Origin of the sequence: Streptomyces sp. NBC_00376, from assembly GCF_036077095.1 — a bacterium.
Classification (GTDB): Bacteria; Actinomycetota; Actinomycetes; order Streptomycetales; family Streptomycetaceae; genus Streptomyces.
On record NZ_CP107960.1, the window covers coordinates 4,854,295 to 4,873,395 of the forward strand.

General features: G+C 71.3%; 18 protein-coding genes. 13 read left to right on the top strand and 5 right to left on the bottom strand.

Annotation, left to right across the window (positions count from 1 at the left end):
* The first annotated feature begins 1 nt into the window (after window position 1).
* On the top strand, window positions 2-262 hold the full coding sequence (locus tag OG842_RS21960; RefSeq protein ID WP_266731903.1) for a hypothetical protein: 261 nt from the start codon (window positions 2-4) through the stop codon (window positions 260-262).
* Here OG842_RS21960 and OG842_RS21965 read toward each other — a convergent pair.
* Window positions 259-1,452: a threonine aldolase family protein gene (locus tag OG842_RS21965; RefSeq protein WP_443064068.1), complete on the bottom strand. Its 1,194-nt coding sequence runs from the start codon at window positions 1,450-1,452 to the stop codon at window positions 259-261. The genes OG842_RS21960 and OG842_RS21965 overlap by 4 nt on opposite strands.
* A 247-nt stretch (window positions 1,453-1,699) precedes the next feature.
* Here OG842_RS21965 and OG842_RS21970 point away from each other — a divergent pair, with 247 nt between their 5' ends.
* The 10 genes from OG842_RS21970 to OG842_RS22015 all read left to right on the top strand — a co-directional run bounded on the left by OG842_RS21970 (window position 1,700) and on the right by OG842_RS22015 (window position 9,945).
* Window positions 1,700-2,656, top strand: a complete 957-nt coding sequence (locus OG842_RS21970; RefSeq protein ID WP_266731904.1) for a Rossmann-like and DUF2520 domain-containing protein — start codon at window positions 1,700-1,702, stop codon at window positions 2,654-2,656.
* On the top strand, window positions 2,653-3,744 hold the full coding sequence (gene panC, locus OG842_RS21975; protein ID WP_266731905.1) for a pantoate--beta-alanine ligase: 1,092 nt from the start codon (window positions 2,653-2,655) through the stop codon (window positions 3,742-3,744). Before OG842_RS21970 ends, panC begins: the two co-directional genes overlap by 4 nt.
* A complete protein-coding gene (locus tag OG842_RS21980) occupies window positions 3,741-5,483 on the top strand; it encodes an L-aspartate oxidase (protein WP_266731906.1) in 1,743 nt (580 codons plus the stop codon). The genes panC and OG842_RS21980 overlap by 4 nt, the downstream gene beginning before the upstream one ends.
* A 2-nt stretch (window positions 5,484-5,485) precedes the next feature.
* On the top strand, window positions 5,486-6,520 hold the full coding sequence (gene nadC, locus OG842_RS21985; RefSeq protein ID WP_266731908.1) for a carboxylating nicotinate-nucleotide diphosphorylase: 1,035 nt from the start codon (window positions 5,486-5,488) through the stop codon (window positions 6,518-6,520).
* Window positions 6,520-7,317, top strand: a complete 798-nt coding sequence (locus tag OG842_RS21990; protein ID WP_266731910.1) for a type III pantothenate kinase — start codon at window positions 6,520-6,522, stop codon at window positions 7,315-7,317. Before nadC ends, OG842_RS21990 begins: the two co-directional genes overlap by 1 nt.
* Window positions 7,318-7,456: 139 nt before the next feature.
* On the top strand, window positions 7,457-8,041 hold the full coding sequence (locus tag OG842_RS21995; RefSeq protein ID WP_266733740.1) for a hypothetical protein: 585 nt from the start codon (window positions 7,457-7,459) through the stop codon (window positions 8,039-8,041).
* A 56-nt stretch (window positions 8,042-8,097) separates the two neighbouring features.
* The gene (locus OG842_RS22000; protein WP_266731912.1) at window positions 8,098-8,277 is read left to right on the top strand and encodes a hypothetical protein; all 180 of its coding nucleotides are present in this window, start codon (window positions 8,098-8,100) and stop codon (window positions 8,275-8,277) included.
* A gap of 107 nt (window positions 8,278-8,384) precedes the next feature.
* Entirely contained in the window at window positions 8,385-8,885 is a 501-nt protein-coding gene (locus tag OG842_RS22005; protein WP_266731914.1) for a BlaI/MecI/CopY family transcriptional regulator, read from the top strand.
* 9 nt (window positions 8,886-8,894) lie between these two features.
* Window positions 8,895-9,452 carry an amino-acid N-acetyltransferase gene (locus OG842_RS22010; RefSeq protein ID WP_266731915.1) on the top strand — a complete coding sequence of 186 codons (558 nt, stop codon included), beginning with the start codon at window positions 8,895-8,897 and terminating at the stop codon, window positions 9,450-9,452.
* Between the two features lie 157 nt (window positions 9,453-9,609).
* On the top strand, window positions 9,610-9,945 hold the full coding sequence (locus OG842_RS22015; protein ID WP_072487060.1) for a histone-like nucleoid-structuring protein Lsr2: 336 nt from the start codon (window positions 9,610-9,612) through the stop codon (window positions 9,943-9,945).
* On the opposite strand, the gene OG842_RS22020 is transcribed toward OG842_RS22015, so the two are convergent.
* Window positions 9,924-10,529, bottom strand: a complete 606-nt coding sequence (locus OG842_RS22020; protein WP_266731917.1) for an SCO3374 family protein — start codon at window positions 10,527-10,529, stop codon at window positions 9,924-9,926. The two genes, OG842_RS22015 and OG842_RS22020, sit on opposite strands and share 22 nt — an antisense overlap.
* Before the next feature lie 429 nt (window positions 10,530-10,958).
* On the opposite strand from OG842_RS22020, the gene OG842_RS22025 reads away from it, so the two are divergent.
* Entirely contained in the window at window positions 10,959-13,487 is a 2,529-nt protein-coding gene (locus tag OG842_RS22025; RefSeq protein WP_266492539.1) for an ATP-dependent Clp protease ATP-binding subunit, read from the top strand.
* An 87-nt stretch (window positions 13,488-13,574) separates the two neighbouring features.
* Here the strand turns inward: OG842_RS22025 and OG842_RS22030 are convergent, their stop codons facing one another.
* A complete protein-coding gene (locus OG842_RS22030) occupies window positions 13,575-16,790 on the bottom strand; it encodes a serine protease (RefSeq protein ID WP_266731918.1) in 3,216 nt (1,071 codons plus the stop codon).
* On the bottom strand, window positions 16,787-17,149 hold the full coding sequence (locus tag OG842_RS22035; protein ID WP_266731920.1) for a trypco2 family protein: 363 nt from the start codon (window positions 17,147-17,149) through the stop codon (window positions 16,787-16,789). Before OG842_RS22035 ends, OG842_RS22030 begins: the two co-directional genes overlap by 4 nt.
* A gap of 460 nt (window positions 17,150-17,609) precedes the next feature.
* Between OG842_RS22035 and OG842_RS22040 the strand changes: the two genes are divergently transcribed.
* Entirely contained in the window at window positions 17,610-18,320 is a 711-nt protein-coding gene (locus OG842_RS22040) for a M23 family metallopeptidase (protein WP_328512444.1), read from the top strand.
* A gap of 95 nt (window positions 18,321-18,415) precedes the next feature.
* Here the strand turns inward: OG842_RS22040 and OG842_RS22045 are convergent, their stop codons facing one another.
* Window positions 18,416-19,003 carry a TetR/AcrR family transcriptional regulator gene (locus OG842_RS22045; RefSeq protein ID WP_266731923.1) on the bottom strand — a complete coding sequence of 196 codons (588 nt, stop codon included), beginning with the start codon at window positions 19,001-19,003 and terminating at the stop codon, window positions 18,416-18,418.
* Window positions 19,004-19,101: the final 98 nt, after the last annotated feature.

The following is a 19,101-nucleotide window of genomic DNA, read 5'->3' on the forward strand; positions in this document are numbered from 1 at the left end:
CATGGACGCCATTCAGCAGCACATGATCGACAGCTATCGCGCGGCCCAGCAGGGAGAAGTGCCGCCGCCGCTGCCGGGCCGGCACGACTGGGGAGTGGTGCGCGAGGCCCGCGACCGGCGCCGCTTCGACGCGGTGATCGCGGGCCGCCCGGCGCGCGGCCGCCGGTGGGCGGCGCTGCGGGCGCTGCTCGCCCGGAGCCGAGGAACCGGCGGTCGACGCGCTCCCGGCCGTTCCTCCGCCGGCCCGGCGGGGTCCCGCTAGACCATCCGCTCCACGAACTCCCGTACCGCCTCCCGTACGTCGTCAGCGGTCCACTCCAGCCCCTCGCGGCCCACGGTCATCTCGGTGAACGACAGTCCGGGCGGCCCGGCGGCCGCCGGGTACCACTTGCGGAAGAGGGACACGCCCGTCTCCTCCGCCTGCCGCACCGCCGCCTCGGTCAGGGCGTCGGCCCCGTACGGCAGCCACACCTGGAACTGGTGCGTGTGCGGCGGTTCCGGATGCACCCGGAACCACGGGGTGCCGGCCGCCGAGAAGCCCTCGGCCAGCGCCCCCGCCACCACCTTCGCCTGTGCCACGTACGAAGCCAGCTCCGGCAGCTCCTGATCGAGGCCGATCAGGGCCGCGAGCGCCGCCGGGAACTGCTGGAAGACCTGCCCGCCGTACCGGTGGCGCCAGGTGCGGGCCTCCTCGATCAGCGAGGCGGGACCGGCCAGCGCGGCCCCGGAGATTCCGCCCAGGGTCTTGTAGAACGACACGTACACGCTGTCCGCGAGCGCCGCGATCTCCGGCAGCTCCCGACCGAAGTGGGGGGCGCACTCCCAGAGCCGCGCGCCGTCGATGTGCACCACCGCATCGCGCTCCCGCGCGGCCGCCACCACGGCCTCCAGCTCCTCCCACGTCGGCAGGACGAAACCGGCGTCGCGCAACGGCAGCTCCAGCATCAACGTGCCGAACGGCTCGTCGAAGTCGCGGATCTCCTGCGCCGTGGGCAGCCGGGGCGCGGACGTCGGGTGGACGGTACGCAGCCCGCTCACCGCCTCCAGCGCGCCGCGCTCGTGCACCTCGGGATGGGCGAGCGGGTGCAGCGCCACCGTGGGGTTGCCGGTCCGCCCGGCCCAGCACCGCAGCGCGACCTGCTGCGCCATCGTCCCGGTCGGGAAGAACGCCGCGGCCTCCGTGCCCAGCAGCTCCGCGATCCGTTCCTCCAGCTCGGCGACGACGCCGTTGCCGTAGATGTCCGCGGGGCGGTCGAGATCGGTGACGGACCCGGCCCCGGCCGCCAGCGCGGCCAGCCGCTCCCCGAGCGAGAGGTTCATGGGCGGCCGGATCAGGACCCGTTCGGCCGCGGCCCAGGCGTTGATCCTGCGCAGCTGCTGCGCGTCCTTCGGGGATTCCTCGAGCGGGTCCTCCCGCGCCTCCGGCCGCGACTGCGCGCCCATGTCCGCCATGCCTTGCTCGTCCGTGTCCGCCATGCGCAGCTCGTCCGTGTCTGCTGTGTCTGTCATGGGACGATCATCACGCAGCGTGCGGTCCGGACCCGCACGATTTACGGGTGCCCCCGGCCCGGGGCCGCGCACCCCGCCCGGACTTTACCCACAGGCTGTGGACAGCCCGGAGCCCGGACGAAACGCTGGCGTAGCATGCAGAGAAATCGTCCGGTACCCCCCGCGGACTGGAACGGAAGGCCACCGCCGCGTGAATGCAACAGCCCCCAATGACCCCCTCGAAGCCAGGGACCGCCCCGCCCGCCTCACGGTCGGCGTCGTGGGCGCGGGCCGTGTCGGCCCCGCTCTGGCCGCGTCGCTCCAGCTCGCCGGGCACCGGCCGGTCGCAGTGTCCGGCGTCTCCGACGCCTCCGTGCGCAGGGCGGCCGCACTGCTGCCCGACGTACCGCTGGTGCCGCCCGCCGAGGTCCTCGCGCGCGCCGAGCTGGTGCTGCTGACCGTCCCCGACGACGCCCTGCCCGGCCTGGTCGAGGGCCTCGCCGAGACCGGCGCGGTGCGGCCGGGACAGCTGATCGTCCACACCTCGGGGCGGTACGGGACCGGCGTCCTGGACCCGGCGCTGCGGGCCGGCGCCCTGCCGCTCGCGCTGCACCCGGCGATGACGTTCACCGGCACCTCCGTCGACGTCCAGCGGCTGGCCGGCTGCTCCTTCGGCGTGACCGCTCCCGAGGAGCTGCGGCTCGCGGCCGAGGCGCTGGTCATCGAGATGGGCGGCGAGCCCGAATGGATCGCGGAGGAGTCCCGCCCGCTGTACCACGCGGCGCTCGCCCTCGGCGCGAACCACCTGGTCACCCTGGTCGCCCAGTCGATGGAGCTGCTGCGCACGGCCGGGGTCACCGCCCCCGACCGGATGCTCGGCCCCCTCCTCGGCGCCGCGCTCGACAACGCCCTGCGCTCCGGCGACGCCGCGCTGACCGGCCCGGTGGCCCGCGGCGACGCCGGTACGGTCGCCGCGCACATCGGCGAGCTGCGCAGGCACGCCCCGCAGGCCGTGGCCGGATACGTGGCGATGGCCCGCGCCACCGCCGACCGCGCGCTCGCCCACGGCATGCTCAAGCCGGAGCTGGCCGAGGACCTCCTCGGGGTCCTGGCCGACGGCACCGGCCCCGGCACCACGGACGGCACCGGATCACAGGAGCCCCGATGACCGACACGACCGGCACGCCCGGCACCCCCCGCCCCACCGCGCCGAGGACGCCCGCCGCGGCGCAGACACCCGCCGCAGCCCACGCGCCCGCGGCCGCCCTGCTCCGTACCGCGGCCGAGCTCGGCGCGTTCGCCCCGCGCAGGGGCGTGCGGGCCGTCGTCATGACCATGGGCGCCCTGCACGAGGGCCACGCCACCCTGGTCCGCGCCGCACGCGCGGCGGCGGGCCCCGACGGCCAGGTGGTCGTCACCGTCTTCGTCAACCCGCTCCAGTTCGGCGAGGCCGCCGACCTGGACCGCTACCCCCGCACCCTCGACGCCGACCTCGCCGTGGCGGGCGCCGCCGGGGCGGACGCGGTCTTCGCGCCGTCCGTCGACGAGGTCTACCCCGGCGGCGAGCCGCAGGTCCGGATCTCCGCGGGGCCCATGGGCGAGCGGCTCGAAGGGGCCTCGCGCCCCGGACACTTCGACGGCATGCTCACCGTCGTCGCCAAGCTCCTCCACCTCACCCGCCCCGACGTCGCGTTCTTCGGGCAGAAGGACGCCCAGCAGCTGGCGCTGATCCGCCGCATGGTGCGCGATCTGAACTTCCCCGTGAAGATCGCCGGCGTGGAGACGGTCCGCGAACCGGACGGCCTCGCGCTCTCCAGCCGCAACCGCTTCCTGGACGCGGAGGAACGGCACACCGCCCTCGCCCTGTCCCGGGCCCTGTTCGCCGCCCGCGACCGGCTCGCCGCCCAGCAGGCGCTGCACGCCCGTGCCCAGACCACCTCGGCCACCACCGGCCGGGCCGCCGCGCTCACCGCGCTCGGCGAGGCCCGCGCCGCCGCCGACACCCAGGCGGTGGCCCTGGCCCGCCCGGTCGACGGCCCCTCCGCGGTACGGGCGGCCGCACTCCTGATCCTCGACGACGCGGCGGCCGCGCAGCCCCCGCTCGCCCTGGACTACCTGGCGCTCGTGGACCCGGCCGACTTCACCGAGATCCCCGACGACCGCACCACCGGTGAGGCGATCCTCGCCGTTGCCGCGCGGGTCGGCAGGACCCGGCTCATCGACAACATCCCGCTGACCTTCGGAGCCACCACGTGACCGGAATACGGCTGACCGCCCCCGCCCCCGGCTGGTCCCTCGACGCCGACGTCGTGGTGGTCGGCTCCGGCGTGGCCGGTCTCACCACCGCGCTGCGCTGCGCGGCCGAGGGCCTCGCCACCGTCGTCGTCACCAAGGCCCGCCTGGACGACGGCTCCACCCGCTGGGCGCAGGGCGGCATCGCGGCCGCCCTCGGCGAGGGCGACACCCCCGAGCAGCACCTGGACGACACCCTGGTCGCGGGCGCCGGTCTGTGCGACGAGGCGGCGGTCCGGATGCTGGTCACCGAGGGCCCGGACGCGGTGCGCCGGCTGATCGGTACCGGCGCCCACTTCGACACCACGGAGAGCGGCGACATCGCGCTGACCCGTGAGGGCGGCCACCACCGCCGCCGCATCGCCCACGCGGGCGGCGACGCCACGGGTGCCGAGATCTCCCGCACCCTGGTCGAGGCGGTCCGCGAGGCCGCCCTGCACACCGTGGAGAACGCGCTCGTACTGGACCTCCTCACCGACGCCGAGGGCCGTACCGCGGGCGTCACGCTGCACGTCATGGGCGAGGGCCAGCACGACGGCGTCGGAGCGGTCCGCGCACCCGCGGTGGTCCTCGCCACCGGCGGCATGGGGCAGGTCTTCTCGGCCACCACCAACCCTGCGGTCTCCACCGGCGACGGCGTGGCGCTGGCGCTGCGGGCCGGCGCCGAGGTCTCCGACCTGGAGTTCGTCCAGTTCCACCCGACGGTCCTCTTCCTCGGCGCCGGCTCCGAGGGCCAGCAGCCGCTGGTCTCGGAGGCGGTACGGGGTGAGGGCGCCCATCTCGTCGACGCGTCCGGCACCCGCTTCATGCTCGGACAGCACGAGCTGGCGGAGCTGGCCCCGCGCGACATCGTCGCCAAGGCCATCACCCGCCGGATGGAGCTGCTCGGCACCGAGCACATGTATCTCGACGCCCGCCACTTCGGCGCCGAGATGTGGGAGCAGCGCTTCCCGACGATCCTGGCGGCCTGCCGCGCCCACGGCATCGACCCGGTCACCGAACCGATCCCGGTCGCCCCCGCCGCGCACTACGCCTCCGGCGGCATCCGCACCGACCTGCGGGGACGTACCACGGTGCCCGGCCTGTACGCCTGCGGCGAGGTCGCCTGCACCGGCGTGCACGGCGCGAACCGGCTGGCGTCCAACTCCCTCCTGGAGGGCCTCGTCTTCGCCGAGCGCATCGCGGCGGACATCGTCGAGGACCGGCCCGCCGCGGGCCCCGCGGAGACCGGAGACGGCCACGCGCCCTCCCCGCTGATCGCGCCGGAGGCCCGGTCCACGATCCAGCGCATCATGACCCGGGGCGCCGGAGTGCTGCGCTCCGCCGAGAGCCTGGCCGCCGCCGCCGAAGAGCTGGAGGCCCTCCACAACAGCGCCGCCCTGGCCGTGGAGGCGGACGAGCCCAAGGTCGTGGTGCCCGGCGTCGAGGCGTGGGAGGTCACCAACCTGCTGCTCGTCTCGCGCGTCCTGGTCGCCGCCGCCCGGCAGCGCGAGGAGACCCGCGGCTGCCACTGGCGCGAGGACCGGCCCGAGCGCGACGACGAGAACTGGCGCCGCCACCTCGTCGTCCGGCTCACGCCGGAGCGCGTCCCGGTCCTCCGTCGGACGGAGACCGAGGCATTCGGGCCCGTACGCCCCGCGCAGGGACCAGACTGCGCAGCAGCACCCCCCACCCACCCCGCCGATGTCACCGAGGAGCCGTAACCGTGAGCACGCCCGAAGAGAATCCGCGCCCCACACCTGTGGACGTACCGCTGGTCCGGATCGGGGCGCCCGCACCGTCCGCGGACGGCTGCGGGGACGGCTGCGGCTGCGGAGGCGACGAGTTCGACGCGCTGGAGTGCGGCCTCGACCCCGCCCTCGCCCAGCTCCTCGCCGACGTGGGCCTGGACCCGGTCCAGGTCGAGGACGTCGCGCACGTCGCCATCGAGGAGGACCTGGACGGCGGGGTGGACGTCACCACCGTCGCGACCGTCGCCGAGGACGCCGTGGCCACCGGCGACTTCACTGCCCGTGAGGCGGGCGTCGTGGCCGGTCTGCGCATCGCCGAGGCCGTCCTGTCCATCGTCTGCACGGAAGAGTTCGCGGTCGAGCGCCACGTCGAGGACGGCGACCGGGTCGCCCCCGGCCAGAAGCTGCTGACCGTCACCACCCGCACCCGCGACCTGCTCACCGGCGAGCGCAGCGCGCTCAACCTGCTGTGCCGGCTCTCCGGCATCGCGACCGCCACCCGCGCCTGGGCCGATGTCCTCGAAGGCACCAAGGCCAAGGTCCGCGACACCCGCAAGACCACCCCGGGCCTGCGCGCCATGGAGAAGTACGCGGTGCGCTGCGGCGGCGGCGTCAACCACCGGATGTCGCTGTCGGACGCGGCGCTGGTCAAGGACAACCACGTCATCGCGGCGGGCGGCGTGGCCGAGGCCTTCAAGCGGGTACGGGACGAGTTCCCGGACGTACCGATCGAGGTCGAGGTCGACACCCTCCAGCAGGTCCGCGAGGTGCTCGACGCGGGTGCCGACCTGATCCTGCTGGACAACTTCACCCCGCTCCAGACCGCCGAGGCGGTCGCCCTGACCGGCGGCCGCGCGGTCCTGGAGTCCTCCGGCCGGCTCACCCTGGACACCGCCCGCGCCTACGCCGAGGCAGGCGTCGACTACCTGGCCGTCGGCGCGCTCACCCACTCCTCGCCGATCCTCGACATCGGCCTGGACTTCCGCGACACCGACGGGGCCGGCGTCTGATGCTGCTCACCATCGACGTCGGCAACACCCACACCGTCCTCGGCCTGTTCGACGGCGAGGAGATCGTCGAGCACTGGCGGATCTCCACCGACGCCCGCCGCACCGCCGACGAGCTCGCCGTGCTGCTCCAGGGCCTGATGGGCATGCACCCGCTGCTCGGCATGGAGCTGGGCGACGGCATCGAGGGCATCGCGATCTGCTCCACGGTCCCGGCCGTCCTGCACGAGCTGCGCGAGGTGACCCGCCGCTACTACGGCGACGTCCCCGCCGTACTCGTCGAGCCGGGCATCAAGACCGGGGTGCCGATCCTGATGGACAACCCGAAGGAGGTCGGGGCGGACCGCATCATCAACGCGGTCGCCGCCGTCGACCTGTACGGCGGTCCGGCGATCGTCGTCGACTTCGGCACGGCCACCACCTTCGACGCGGTCTCCGCCCGGGGCGAGTACACCGGCGGTGTCATCGCCCCCGGCATCGAGATCTCCGTCGAGGCGCTCGGCGTCAAGGGCGCCCAGCTCCGCAAGATCGAGCTGGCCAGGCCGCGCAGCGTGATCGGCAAGAACACGGTCGAGGCGATGCAGTCGGGCATCATCTACGGCTTCGCCGGCCAGGTCGACGGCGTCGTGGCGCGGATGAAGAAGGAGCTGGCGGCCGACCCGGAGGACGTCACCGTCATCGCGACGGGCGGCCTTGCGCCGATGGTGTTGGGCGAGTCCTCCGTCATCGACGAGCACGAGCCCTGGCTCACCCTCATCGGCCTGCGTCTGGTGTACGAGCGGAACGTGTCCCGGATGTAGCGGATACCGGCCGTACCTGCGGGAACGGCTCGCGGTGGCGGTGCGCCGCCGCCGCGCCGCCGACGGCCAGCTAAGCCGATATTGTCCATTTAGCACGTATTGTCGCGCTATGCCCACGCCATACGGATCACGCGGCGGCATGGCGTTCAGCGCGGACGAGCTGCGGGTGCTCCGACGTGCCCTCGCCATCGCCCTCCACCCCATGCCCCTGCCGGACGAGGACGTCCAGGACTGTCTGCGGCTGGCCGGTGCCGTGGACGAGGCGGTCGGCGAGGCGGGACGGCTGCGCACGTTCCTCCTCGCCGACCTCGTCCGCTACCGCAACGCCCTCCCCGGCTCCGTCAGCGGCTACCTGGAGCTGCTCCAGGACGCCCTGGCGGGCGGATACGACCCCGGCCCCGACGACCTCGCCGCGCTGCGAGCCCTGCGCCACAGGCCGGTGGCCGCGGCGCTCCTGGAGCGCTGCCAGGTGCTCGCGGAGCGGTCGGTACGGGCCCGCCTCGCCGGACGCGCCGTGTCGGCGAAGGCCCCCGCGCCGCGCAGCCGGCTCCTCGCCCTGCCCGGCGGCCGGGCCGCCGCCGAAGCGGAACCCGAACGGCCCAAGGCCCCGGCGGAACCCGCCCGGCCCACCCGGCCGGCCGGGCGCCCCGCGCCGAAGCCCTCGGAGGTCTTCCCGCCCCGCCGCCGTCCGGTCCCGCCGCCGCAGCAACGCGCCGCGGGATAGGGCCTCTCGGGAGGGGCGGCGCGGAAGCCCGTACCGGTCTCGTTACTCTGGACGGCATGGACTACGTATCCGCGCTCCTGCCCCCCGTGGTGATGGCCGCCTTCTTCATCGGCCTCGTCGTGACGATCGTCAAGAGTCAGGGCGGTCCCAACAAGGCCAAGGAGGATGCGGCCGTGGACCTGGCGATCGGCCGCGCCGAGTCCGTCCAGCAGGCTCCGCGGGCCGACGGCGCCTGACCCCGCCACCCCGCAGCACACGAAGGGCGCACGACTCCGCTGGAGCTGTGCGCCCTTTTCGCGCCAATAAACCGGTCATTTCAGGCATCTGGCACTAAAGTGACATTGTGCCCCGCCAATTGGGAGATCTGGAAGACGCCGTGATGACACGGGTCTGGCAATGGAACCGTCCGGTAACCGTGCGGGAAGTCCTTGAGGACCTTCAGCGGGAACGCTCCATCGCCTACACCACCGTCATGACGGTAATGGACAATCTCCATCAGAAGGGCTGGGTGCGCAGGGAAGTCGACGGCCGCGCATATAGATATACGGCGGTCTCCACCCGCGCCGCCTACTCGGCCGCACTGATGAACGAAGCATGGTCGCGCAGTGACAACCCCGCGGCTGCTCTTGTCGCCTTCTTCGGCATGATGTCCGCCGAGCAGCGCGAAGCGCTCAAGGACGCCATGCGGATCGTTCAGCCCACCCTCTCCGGAACCCCCGAGCCGCAGTCCGGCGAACCCGCCGGCGAACGGGCCGAAGCGGCGGCCGGTGAAGAGGTCGATGAAGAGGCCGGTGAAGCGGCAGGAGATCCGGCCGATGGGACGGGCCCGGAGGCCGGGCGATAGCGTCGGGGTATGTCCTCAGAGCTTCCGCAAGCCGATTCCCGTACAGAACCGCCGGCCATAAACACGGCCATCACGGTCCGACGTGCCAGGACCAGCGATGTGGCATCGGTCCGCCGTCTCCTCGACGGGTACGTACGTGAAGGCATCCTGCTCGACAAAGCGACCGTCACGCTTTACGAGGACATCCAGGAGTTCTGGATCGCGGAACGCGACGAGGACGCCCGCGTCATCGGCTGCGGCGCACTGCACGTGATGTGGGAAGACCTCGCCGAAGTGCGTACTCTCGCCGTCGACCACAGCATCAGGGGCGCCGGAGTCGGACATCAAGTGCTGGACAAGTTGCTGCAGACCGCCCGATGGCTGGGTGTGCGACGGGTTTTCTGTCTCACCTTCGAAGTCGACTTCTTCGCGAAGCACGGCTTCGTGGAGATCGGAGAGACACCGGTCGACGGAGATGTCTACAGCGAGCTGCTGCGTTCCTATGACGAGGGCGTGGCAGAGTTCCTGGGTCTCGAACGAGTGAAGCCGAACACCTTGGGCAACAGCCGGATGCTTCTGCATCTGTGAGCGCCATCTGCGACCGCCACAAGAAGCCGGAACCCTATGTCCGAATCGCGCACGTTTCCCGTCTTCCCGCGATCCTGAACCTCTCCCGGGGGTTTGTGTTTTCCGGGGAAAAGCGGTTTCCTTTCCGCGTACTGCATTTTCGATGAAAGGGAATCCAGTGGCACAGAAGGTTCAGGTCCTTCTTGTCGATGACCTCGACGGCGGCGAGGCGGACGAGACGGTCACGTTCGCTCTCGATGGCAAGACGTACGAGATTGACCTCACGACGAGCAACGCGGACAAGCTCCGTGGTCTTCTTGAGCCGTACACCAAGGGTGGCCGGCGTACGGGTGGCCGCGCGGCGTCCGGCCGTGGCAAGGGCCGCGCCGTTACGGGTGGCAACAAGGACACCGCCGAGATCCGTAAGTGGGCCCGCGAGAACGGCCACAATGTGAATGACCGTGGCCGTGTGCCCGCGGAGATCCGCGAAGCTTACGAGAAGGCCAACGGCTGAGCTGTCGACCCACCCGTCGACGGCCCCGTTCGGGCACGCATCAACCGGGCCCGGTGGCATTCCGTCGCCACCGCGTCCACCAGCCGTACGAGATCGGGAGCACCCCCACCCCTGCTCCCGAGGCCGGTGAGGGCCGGGAGCTCCGACCCTTCCTCGTGCCGTAGCCCGGGGGGCCGCAGCCATGCAGCGGTCCCCGGCCGGCCCGCCATCCGCCCCGGCGGTACCGGCGCGGTGATCCGGCCGCCCACGCCGATGGCGGTCAGTGGGAGGGCGACGCCTCCCCACTCCAGCCAGTCGAGCAGTCCGGGCAGCTCGTCCGCGCTCCCCACCGCGACCAGCAGGCTCATCCGCGCACCCGACAGCGCCACGGGCCCGGTGCGGTCCAGCCGCCGCAGCGCCGCGTGACCGGCGGCCGCGGGAACCTGGAGCACGTCGAACCGCAGCCCGGTCAGCAACCGCACCGGCGCGGTGCCGGCCGTCGCCCAGCCGAGCTCGCGTTCGTACCACTGCGCCCAGCGGGCGCAGTCGCCGCTCTCCCGCTCGCCGGTGACCGATGGCGCGGGAGGCGGGACGGTGATGACCATGCCCGGAAGAACGGCCCGGACGTCCCCGGGGTTACGCAGAGTCCGCGAGTGGATGCGCAATGTGTCCGGGATGGGGGCGTAGGGGCGTATTCGCGAGCGCCAATATGTTCGCCCGTAGCGGAGGGAACCGGCGCGCGCTGCATGGACTGTCTGTAATTGCGGGTAAGACATCCCTAGTGGGGAGGGGCGACACGCAGGTTCTGGCGTCTCACGTTCGCCGTCGGCGTACTGGCGAAAGGGGTATCTGCCTGGCCTGCGGGAACATCGTCTCGCACCATCGGGTTGGAGAAGTTGTCAGCGTTCGGGGCAGGAGGCCAAGGACGGTGTCGGCAGTTGGAATGAGCGGTCCCCGCTTGCGGGACTAAGCTGCGGAAGGACAGGGAGGGGACCGACCCCTTACTGCCTGACCGCTCTGAGGAGCGATTAACGATGTTCGAGAGGTTCACCGACCGCGCGCGGCGGGTTGTCGTCCTGGCTCAGGAAGAAGCCCGGATGCTCAACCACAACTACATCGGCACCGAGCACATCCTCCTGGGCCTTATCCACGAGGGTGAGGGTGTCGCCGCTAAGGCCCTGGAGAGCCTCGGGATTTCGCTCGAGGCGGTCCGCCAGCAGGTGGAGGAGATCATCGGCCAGGGCCAGCAGGCCCCGTCGGGGCACATCCCCTTCACGCCCCGGGCCAAGAAGGTCCTGGAGCTGTCGCTCCGCGAGGCCCTTCAGCTCGGCCACAACTACATCGGCACCGAGCACATCCTGCTCGGCCTGATCCGCGAGGGCGAGGGCGTCGCCGCCCAGGTCCTCGTGAAGCTCGGCGCCGACCTGAACCGGGTGCGGCAGCAGGTCATCCAGCTGCTCTCCGGCTACTCGGGCAGCAAGGAGGCGGCGACGGCGGGCGGCCCCGCGGAAGGCACGCCCTCCACGTCCCTGGTGCTCGACCAGTTCGGCCGGAATCTCACCCAGGCCGCTCGCGAATCCAAGCTCGACCCGGTCATCGGGCGCGAGAAGGAGATCGAGCGGGTCATGCAGGTGCTTTCCCGCCGTACCAAGAACAACCCGGTTCTCATCGGCGAGCCCGGCGTCGGAAAGACGGCGGTCGTCGAGGGACTGGCGCAGGCCATCGTCAAGGGCGAGGTGCCCGAGACCCTCAAGGACAAGCACCTCTACACCCTGGACCTCGGCGCGCTGGTCGCCGGCTCCCGTTACCGCGGTGACTTCGAGGAGCGCCTGAAGAAGGTCCTCAAGGAGATCCGTACCCGCGGCGACATCATCCTGTTCATCGACGAGCTCCACACCCTCGTGGGTGCGGGTGCCGCCGAGGGCGCGATCGACGCCGCCAGCATCCTCAAGCCGATGCTGGCCCGCGGTGAGCTCCAGACCATCGGTGCCACGACGCTCGACGAGTACCGCAAGCACCTGGAGAAGGACGCCGCGCTGGAGCGCCGCTTCCAGCCCATCCAGGTCGCGGAGCCGTCGCTGCCGCACACCATCGAGATCCTCAAGGGGCTGCGCGACCGCTACGAGGCCCACCATCGCGTCTCCATCACGGACGAGGCGCTGGTCCAGGCCGCGACGCTGGCCGACCGGTACATCTCGGACCGCTTCCTGCCGGACAAGGCGATCGACCTGATCGACGAGGCCGGATCCCGGATGCGCATCCGCCGGATGACCGCGCCGCCGGACCTCCGCGAGTTCGACGAGAAGATCGCGGGCGTCCGCCGCGACAAGGAGTCCGCGATCGACTCGCAGGACTTCGAGAAGGCCGCGTCCCTGCGCGACAAGGAGAAGCAGCTCCTCGCCGCGAAGACCAAGCGCGAGAAGGAGTGGAAGGCCGGCGACATGGACGTCGTGGCCGAGGTCGACGGCGAGCTCATCGCCGAGGTCCTGGCCACCGCGACCGGCATCCCGGTCTTCAAGCTGACGGAGGAGGAGTCCTCCCGCCTGCTGCGCATGGAGGACGAGCTCCACAAGCGCGTCATCGGGCAGAAGGACGCCATCAAGGCCCTCTCGCAGGCGATCCGCCGTACGCGAGCCGGTCTGAAGGACCCGAAGCGCCCCGGTGGCTCGTTCATCTTCGCCGGCCCGTCCGGTGTCGGTAAGACGGAGCTCTCCAAGACGCTCGCCGAATTCCTCTTCGGCGACGAGGACGCGCTGATTTCCCTCGACATGTCGGAGTTCAGCGAGAAGCACACGGTTTCCCGTCTCTTCGGTTCTCCCCCCGGTTACGTGGGTTACGAAGAGGGCGGTCAGCTCACCGAGAAGGTGCGCCGCAAGCCGTTCTCCGTCGTCCTCTTCGACGAGGTCGAGAAGGCCCACCCCGATATCTTCAATTCCCTGCTCCAGATTCTGGAAGACGGTCGCCTGACCGACTCCCAGGGCCGGGTCGTGGACTTCAAGAACACGGTCATCATCATGACGACCAACCTCGGGACGCGGGACATCTCGAAGGGCTTCAACCTGGGCTTCGCCGCCCAGGGCGACGTCAAGACCGGCTACGAGCGGATGAAGAACAAGGTCAACGAGGAGCTCAAGCAGCACTTCCGGCCCGAGTTCCTCAACCGTGTCGACGACACGGTCGTCTTCCACCAGCTCAGCCAGGAAGACATCATCCAGATCGTCGACCTGATGATCGCCAAGGTGGACGAGCGTCTGAAGGACCGCGACATGGGCATCGAGCTCAGCGGTGACGCCAAGACGCTCCTCGCCAAGAAGGGCTACGACCCCGTGATGGGCGCCCGGCCGCTGCGCCGGACGATCCAGCGCGAGATCGAGGACATCCTCTCCGAGAAGATCCTCTTCGGTGAGCTGCGCCCCGGTCACATCGTGGTCGTCGGCACCGAGGGCGAGGGTGAGGAGAAGACCTTCACCTTCCGCGGCGAGGAGAAGTCGGCACTGCCCGACGTCCCCCCGATCGAGCAGGCGGCAGGCGGCGCGGGCCCGAACATGTCGAAGGACGTGTGAGGACGCCCCCGAGCGCCTGAGCAGAAGTAGAAGGGGCTGCCCCGGAACCGTGCGAAACGGTCCGGGGCAGCCCCTTTCGGCGTGTGGTCAGCGGCTTACGTCGAGGCCTTCGCCGCCCCTGATCGCCGCGTGACCCGTGACGGTCACCCGGCACTCGGGCATCGCCTGCAACGGGGACAGGTCGATGTGCCTGGCATGCAGGGGCGGAGTGAGCACCAGCCACTCCAGCGCGGGGAAGACCCGGGGGATCATTTCGAGCCCGAGCGCGTCGGCGCCGGGGCGGAGCAGCAGATCCCTGACGGAAGGAACGGGCTGCTCGTCGCCGAACTCCGTCAGGGACGCCAGGATCAGGGCGACGTGGGTCACCTGTGGCGCCCTCCGGAGAGCGGCGAGCAGTGGCCGGACCGGCGTGAGGGTTTCCAGTTCGAGCTGCTGCAGGCGCGTCCAGCCGTCGAGCGAGTCGATCTCCAGCGAGCCCGTCCCGTCGATGGCCAGGGAGCGCAGTTCGGGGTGGGTGGGCAACAGGGTCAGCCGCTTCGCCGTCACGTGACTGAGCCGAAGGCGGCTCAGTTCCCTCGAAGCCGTGGCGGCCAGCGCGTTGTCGGGGATGTGGCTCATGTCCAGCGAGACCATCTTCAGCGCATGGAGTCCGGTGAGCGGGCCGAGGTCCCGTACGGCCGGACAGATGGTCAGGGACAGGGTCTTGAGTCTCTCGGCGCAGTCCGCCAGGAACGACAGGTCCGTCATGCAGGGGTTCTGCCGGAAGATCAGATCGTTCCAGGGCCTGTCGCGCAGAGCGGCGTGGAGTTCGGCCGAGCCGAAGCACCCGATGATCTGCAGGTCCGCGGCGGCCGGCAGGTGGCGCAGCGCTGCCAGCTTCTCCGGGGAGTCGATGTTCAGGGTGTGGTGATCCAGCCGGGCGAGGACCTGCCGGGCGTACTTCTCCACCGGGTACCTGTCCCAGTCCACCCTGAACAGGTAGCTGAGCTCGGGGTGTGCGAGTGCCCAGCGGCGGGCGTGCGGTACGGCCTCCGCCCCGCCGATCTCGTTGATCAGGTCGACGCAGGGGCGGGCCTGCTCCTTGGTGGGCGCGTGGGCCGGGTCGGGCAGGAACTCCAGAGCGGCCGGACCGAGGTGGGCGAGCAGCCGTACGTCCTTGTCGTTCCTCGGCGGGAACAGCGCCCCGACGGCCGAGCGGACCCTGTCCCGTGTCGTCTCGTCCAGCCAGGTCGCGTGCTGTGCGCAGAGCGCGGCCAGGGCGACGATCTCGTTGCGGGTGACGGTGTCGCCGGGGCCGGGCTGCGCGTCCAGCAGCCCATTGACCAGTACGGGGTGTTCGCGGCGCCCGCAGTGGCCGGCCGACAGCCGGATGACGTCGTACCAGTTCTGTGTGCCCGCCCGGCCGAGCAGTTCGTTCAGCTGGTCGCCCTCGACGAACTCCTTCGCGGCGAGGAAGTCCTGGAAGGTGCGGTGGGCGAACTGGTAGACGTCGTCGGTACGTTCCTGGAGGACGCCGCTGCGGTTCAGCAGATGCGTCAGGATCTCCTCGGCCGAGCCCTGGGCGCGCAGCCGTTCCATGCCCGGCAGGGCGCGTTCCAGCTGGTGCAGTGCCGCTGAGCGGTGGAGCTCCGACTGGCCGCCCCGCACCAGCCAGATCGCGATGCGCTGGAGCAGCTGGGCCTGCTCCTCCACGCTCATCGTGATGCCCTCGGGGGCCTCGATCCTGCGCTGCTTGTCGCGGTCGCCGAGCAGCATGGTGAGCGCCGAGTCGTACAGGCTCCAGCGGGTCTCCGGCAGGATGCCCTGGCGGCGGCGGTGCAGGGCGCAGATCACCGCGCAGAGCAGTGGCGTACGGGCCAGGTTGCGCAGGGTCCGGTTCTGGGCGAACTGCTGGATCAGGTCCCGTTCCAGCATGCCGAGCGTCTCGTGGTCGTCGTCGTCCAGCCGGGCGGCCCGGTGCCAGGCGGCGACGAAGGCCTCGATGTCCCCGTCCCGCATCGGCAGCAGCCGCAGCTCCTCGAAGTCCTGGGACCTCAGCCAGCCCGGCTCGACGGCCAGCGGGCGCACCGTGGCCACGCAGCGGATGTCCGGGTAGCGGTCCAGGAGGCGGGACAGCCACTCGTGGGCCTGCTCGCGGTCGTCGCGCGGGACCTCGTCCAGGCCGTCGACCAGCAGCAGCGCCCGGCCGGACTCCAGCACCCGGCCGACCCAGCCCTCGGGGGCCGTGTCGATCACCAGCCGGGCCGCGTCCGGCAGCTGGGCGGGGGCGGGGAACGTACCGCCCTGGGCGCGCAGGGTGCGCAGCGGCACGACGAACGGGACCAGGCCGTTGAGCGGGGCCAGCTGCGGGCCCAGCGTGCCGGCCGAGGCGTGGGCGGCCAGCCACCACAGCAGCGTGGTCTTGCCGGCGCCCGCGTCGCCGCGCAGCAGGACCCGGGGGCGGTCGGGGAGCAGTGCGTCGATCCGCTGCGGCGGTGGACCCGCTTCCCCGGCGTTCTGCTGGGCCTCCAGGCTCAGGTACGCGGTGTCCAGGTCCCACTCGGAGTCGCGTCGGCCCAGCTCGTCGAGGCCGAAGATCTTCGTGCGGCGGTACGCGGCCCCGAGCGCCGCCGCGTACTCCTCCTCGTACCGCGCGTCCCTGGGGAAGCGGCCATGGACCCGCTCGTGGCGCAGCGCCGTGGCGGTCTGCCGGTAGACCAGTTCGAACGGGTGCGAGCGGATGAGCGGGGCGAGCGGTACGCACTCCACGCGCCGGCCGCCGCGCTGCCGGGGGATCTGCCGGGCGATGCCGATGAGGACGTTCCCGGCGAAGACCGGACCGCCGGACATACCGCGCAGTGACGGGGGCTCCGAGTCGTCGCCGGGAGGCGGCGGGCCGTCCAGCTCGCAGACCAGCAGCCCGCGCAGCTGTCCGGCCATCGGCAGGGCGGTGGCCGTGTACTGGTCGGTCTCCAGATGCCCCTCGGGGCCGTACCGCTGGATGTCGGGGAAGCCGGTGATCTCGCATCCGGGGACCGCGTGCTCGGAGTGGAGGATGCCGAGCCGCACGGGAGTGACGGGGGCGATCGGGGTGTGGGCCAGCAGGAGGGCGGCGTCGAGGTCGTGGTCGATCCAGGCGATCGTCGCGGTGGCGTGGTCCGCCCGCTCCGGGTGGGCGACGGTGGCCTGGCTGCCGCCCTTGACCACATGGGCGCAGGTCAGCACGAGCCGGTGGGTGAGCAGGGCGCCGCTGCCCTGGACGGATCCGGCGCCGAGGACGACGACCGTGCGTGCCGCGGGTGCGGTGGGCGGCGCGGTGCTCACGGCTGTGCCGTTCCGCCGCCGAAGTGGGCCGTGCTGCCCCGGTCGTCGTTGCCGATCTGCCAGGGTCCGCCGGTCGTGGCGTCGCGCGGTTTCAGGGTGAATGCGACCTTGTGCGTGCGGCCGGTCGCACGGGAGGCGTCGGTGCCCGCCTCGACCACCCAGGCCTTGACCTTGCTCCCGCCCTTGATCTCCTTGCGGAGTTCGAGGGTGAACTCCATCTGGATGTCGCCGACCTCGAAGGCCACGGGGCGGCCGGTGGCGCGGCCCGCGGCGTCGATGAGCTGGTTGCGGATCGACTCGACGGCATCGGCGAGCTCGATGCCGTCCATGTCGCTGGTGCCTGCGGCGTCACTGGCCATGGCGTGTCCCCCGGAGTCGGCCTCGTGGTCGTCGTATCAGCCTAGTCAGCGCGCAGGCCGAAGGTCCCGAAACGGACAGCCTTCGGGCCCACCGGCGGTGACAAGGCGCACAGCCCGTTTCGGGCCTACTAGGGGCGGTAGGAGGGGGCGCCGTGCTCGCGGCGGGGGCCTTCGGCCCTGTGGTGGAGGGGGCGTTCGGGGTCGGATGAACGGAGGGCTGAATCGTTGCGATCTGTCCGTTTCGAGCGGTTTGGAACTGGGGTTAAACCTGTCCGGAACCAGAGTTTTGCCGGGTTCTGGCGCGTCTCGTTTCAAGCCTGTGGCGGTGAATTCCCGGGGTGTCGGATACGGCTTTTGTTCGTAGATGGGGTGTTTGAGCAACGGCCGGGGTGCGGGTTACCAAGGAATGGCCAGCCCGGCCGGAGCGCCGGGTCCAGTCATCTCCGGAGGTTCTCCGCTTATGTCGAAGCGCGTTTCGTTCCAGCACTCCCGCCGCCCGTCCGTGTCCCGTGTCCGTGGCGCCGTGGTGGCAGCCGGCCTGGGGACGTCGATGGTTCTCGGTGTGGGCGCTGCGTTCGCGGCCGGCTCGGCGGGTGCCCCGGACTCCGTGAAGCTGATCGACCGCGGCACGGCCGAATCGGTCGCCGAGCAGGCCGCCGTGCAGGGCAAGGTCGCCGAGCAGGCCGCCGCCAAGAAGGCGGCGGCGGCCAAGAAGGCCGCCGCGGCGAAGAAGGCCGCGCTGAAGAAGGCGCACGGCTGGGAGACCCCGGTCAGCCGCTACGAGCTGAGCGCGAGCTTCGGCAACGACGGCAGCCGCTGGGCCCACAAGCACTCCGGCCAGGACTTCGCCGTGCCGATCGGCACCAAGGTCGAGGCCGCGCACAGCGGCACCGTCGTGAAGGCCGGCCCCAACGGCGGCGGCGACGGTCCCGCGTACGGCAACGCCGTCGTGATCAAGCACGCCAACGGTACGTACTCGCAGTACGCCCACCTGTCGCAGATCCAGGTGCGGATCGGCGAGGCCGTGAAGACGGGCGAGACCATCGCGCTCTCCGGCAACACCGGCAACTCCAGCGGCCCGCACCTGCACTTCGAGATCCGGCACACCGCCGACTACGGCTCCGCGGTCAACCCGGTCGGCTTCCTGCACAAGAAGGGCGTCACGGTCTGACCCGACCGCGACGGTTACGGCCGGGGCGGCAGAGACCGGGGCGGCAGCGCCCCGGACGGGTTGCGGCCGGGACGGCCGAGACCGAGACGGTTCCGCTACTCCGCGGTCTCCTCCTGGCCGTGTGCCCGGGTGATCAGTTCGAAGGCGACTTCGAGGACGGCCTTGCGCTTCTCCTCGGGGTCGCCTTCGAGGTCCTTGAGGGCGAACATGCCCGCGTGCGTCGCGAAGAGCGCGGTGAAGCAGCGCACCTGGTCGGTCAGCGGGGCGCCGGGTTCCTGGAGCAGATCGACCAGGGCGACGACGCGCTCCTTGATGGTCACCCCGATGCTCAGGTCCCGTACGGCCGCCTGGTTCTCCTGCATGAAGCGGAACAGCGGGGCGGCGGCGGTCAGGGCCTCGCTGTAGCGGCGCAGGAGCTCCTTCTTCGTCTCCAGCGTGCGCGGCTGCTCCTTGCCCCAGGCGAGCAGCTCCTCGACCGGGCGGTTGAGGTCCTCGAAGATGCTGACCAGGATGTCTTCCTTGGTCTTGAAGTGGTAGTACAGCGCGGCCTTGGTGACGTCCAGACGCTCGGAGATCTCGCGGAGCGAGGTCTTCTCGTAGCCCTGTTCGGCGAAGAGCTCCAGAGCGACGTCCTGAATGCGCTGGCGCGTGTTGCCACGGCGCTGCTGCGGCGTGCTCCCCATGAGCTCTCCTTTGCTGGAAACTTACTTGACGCCCGGCTAGTTGGGGGTCTACTTTCCCCAGTGTAGTTACTAGCCGGGCGGCAAGTAAGTGCCTGGCC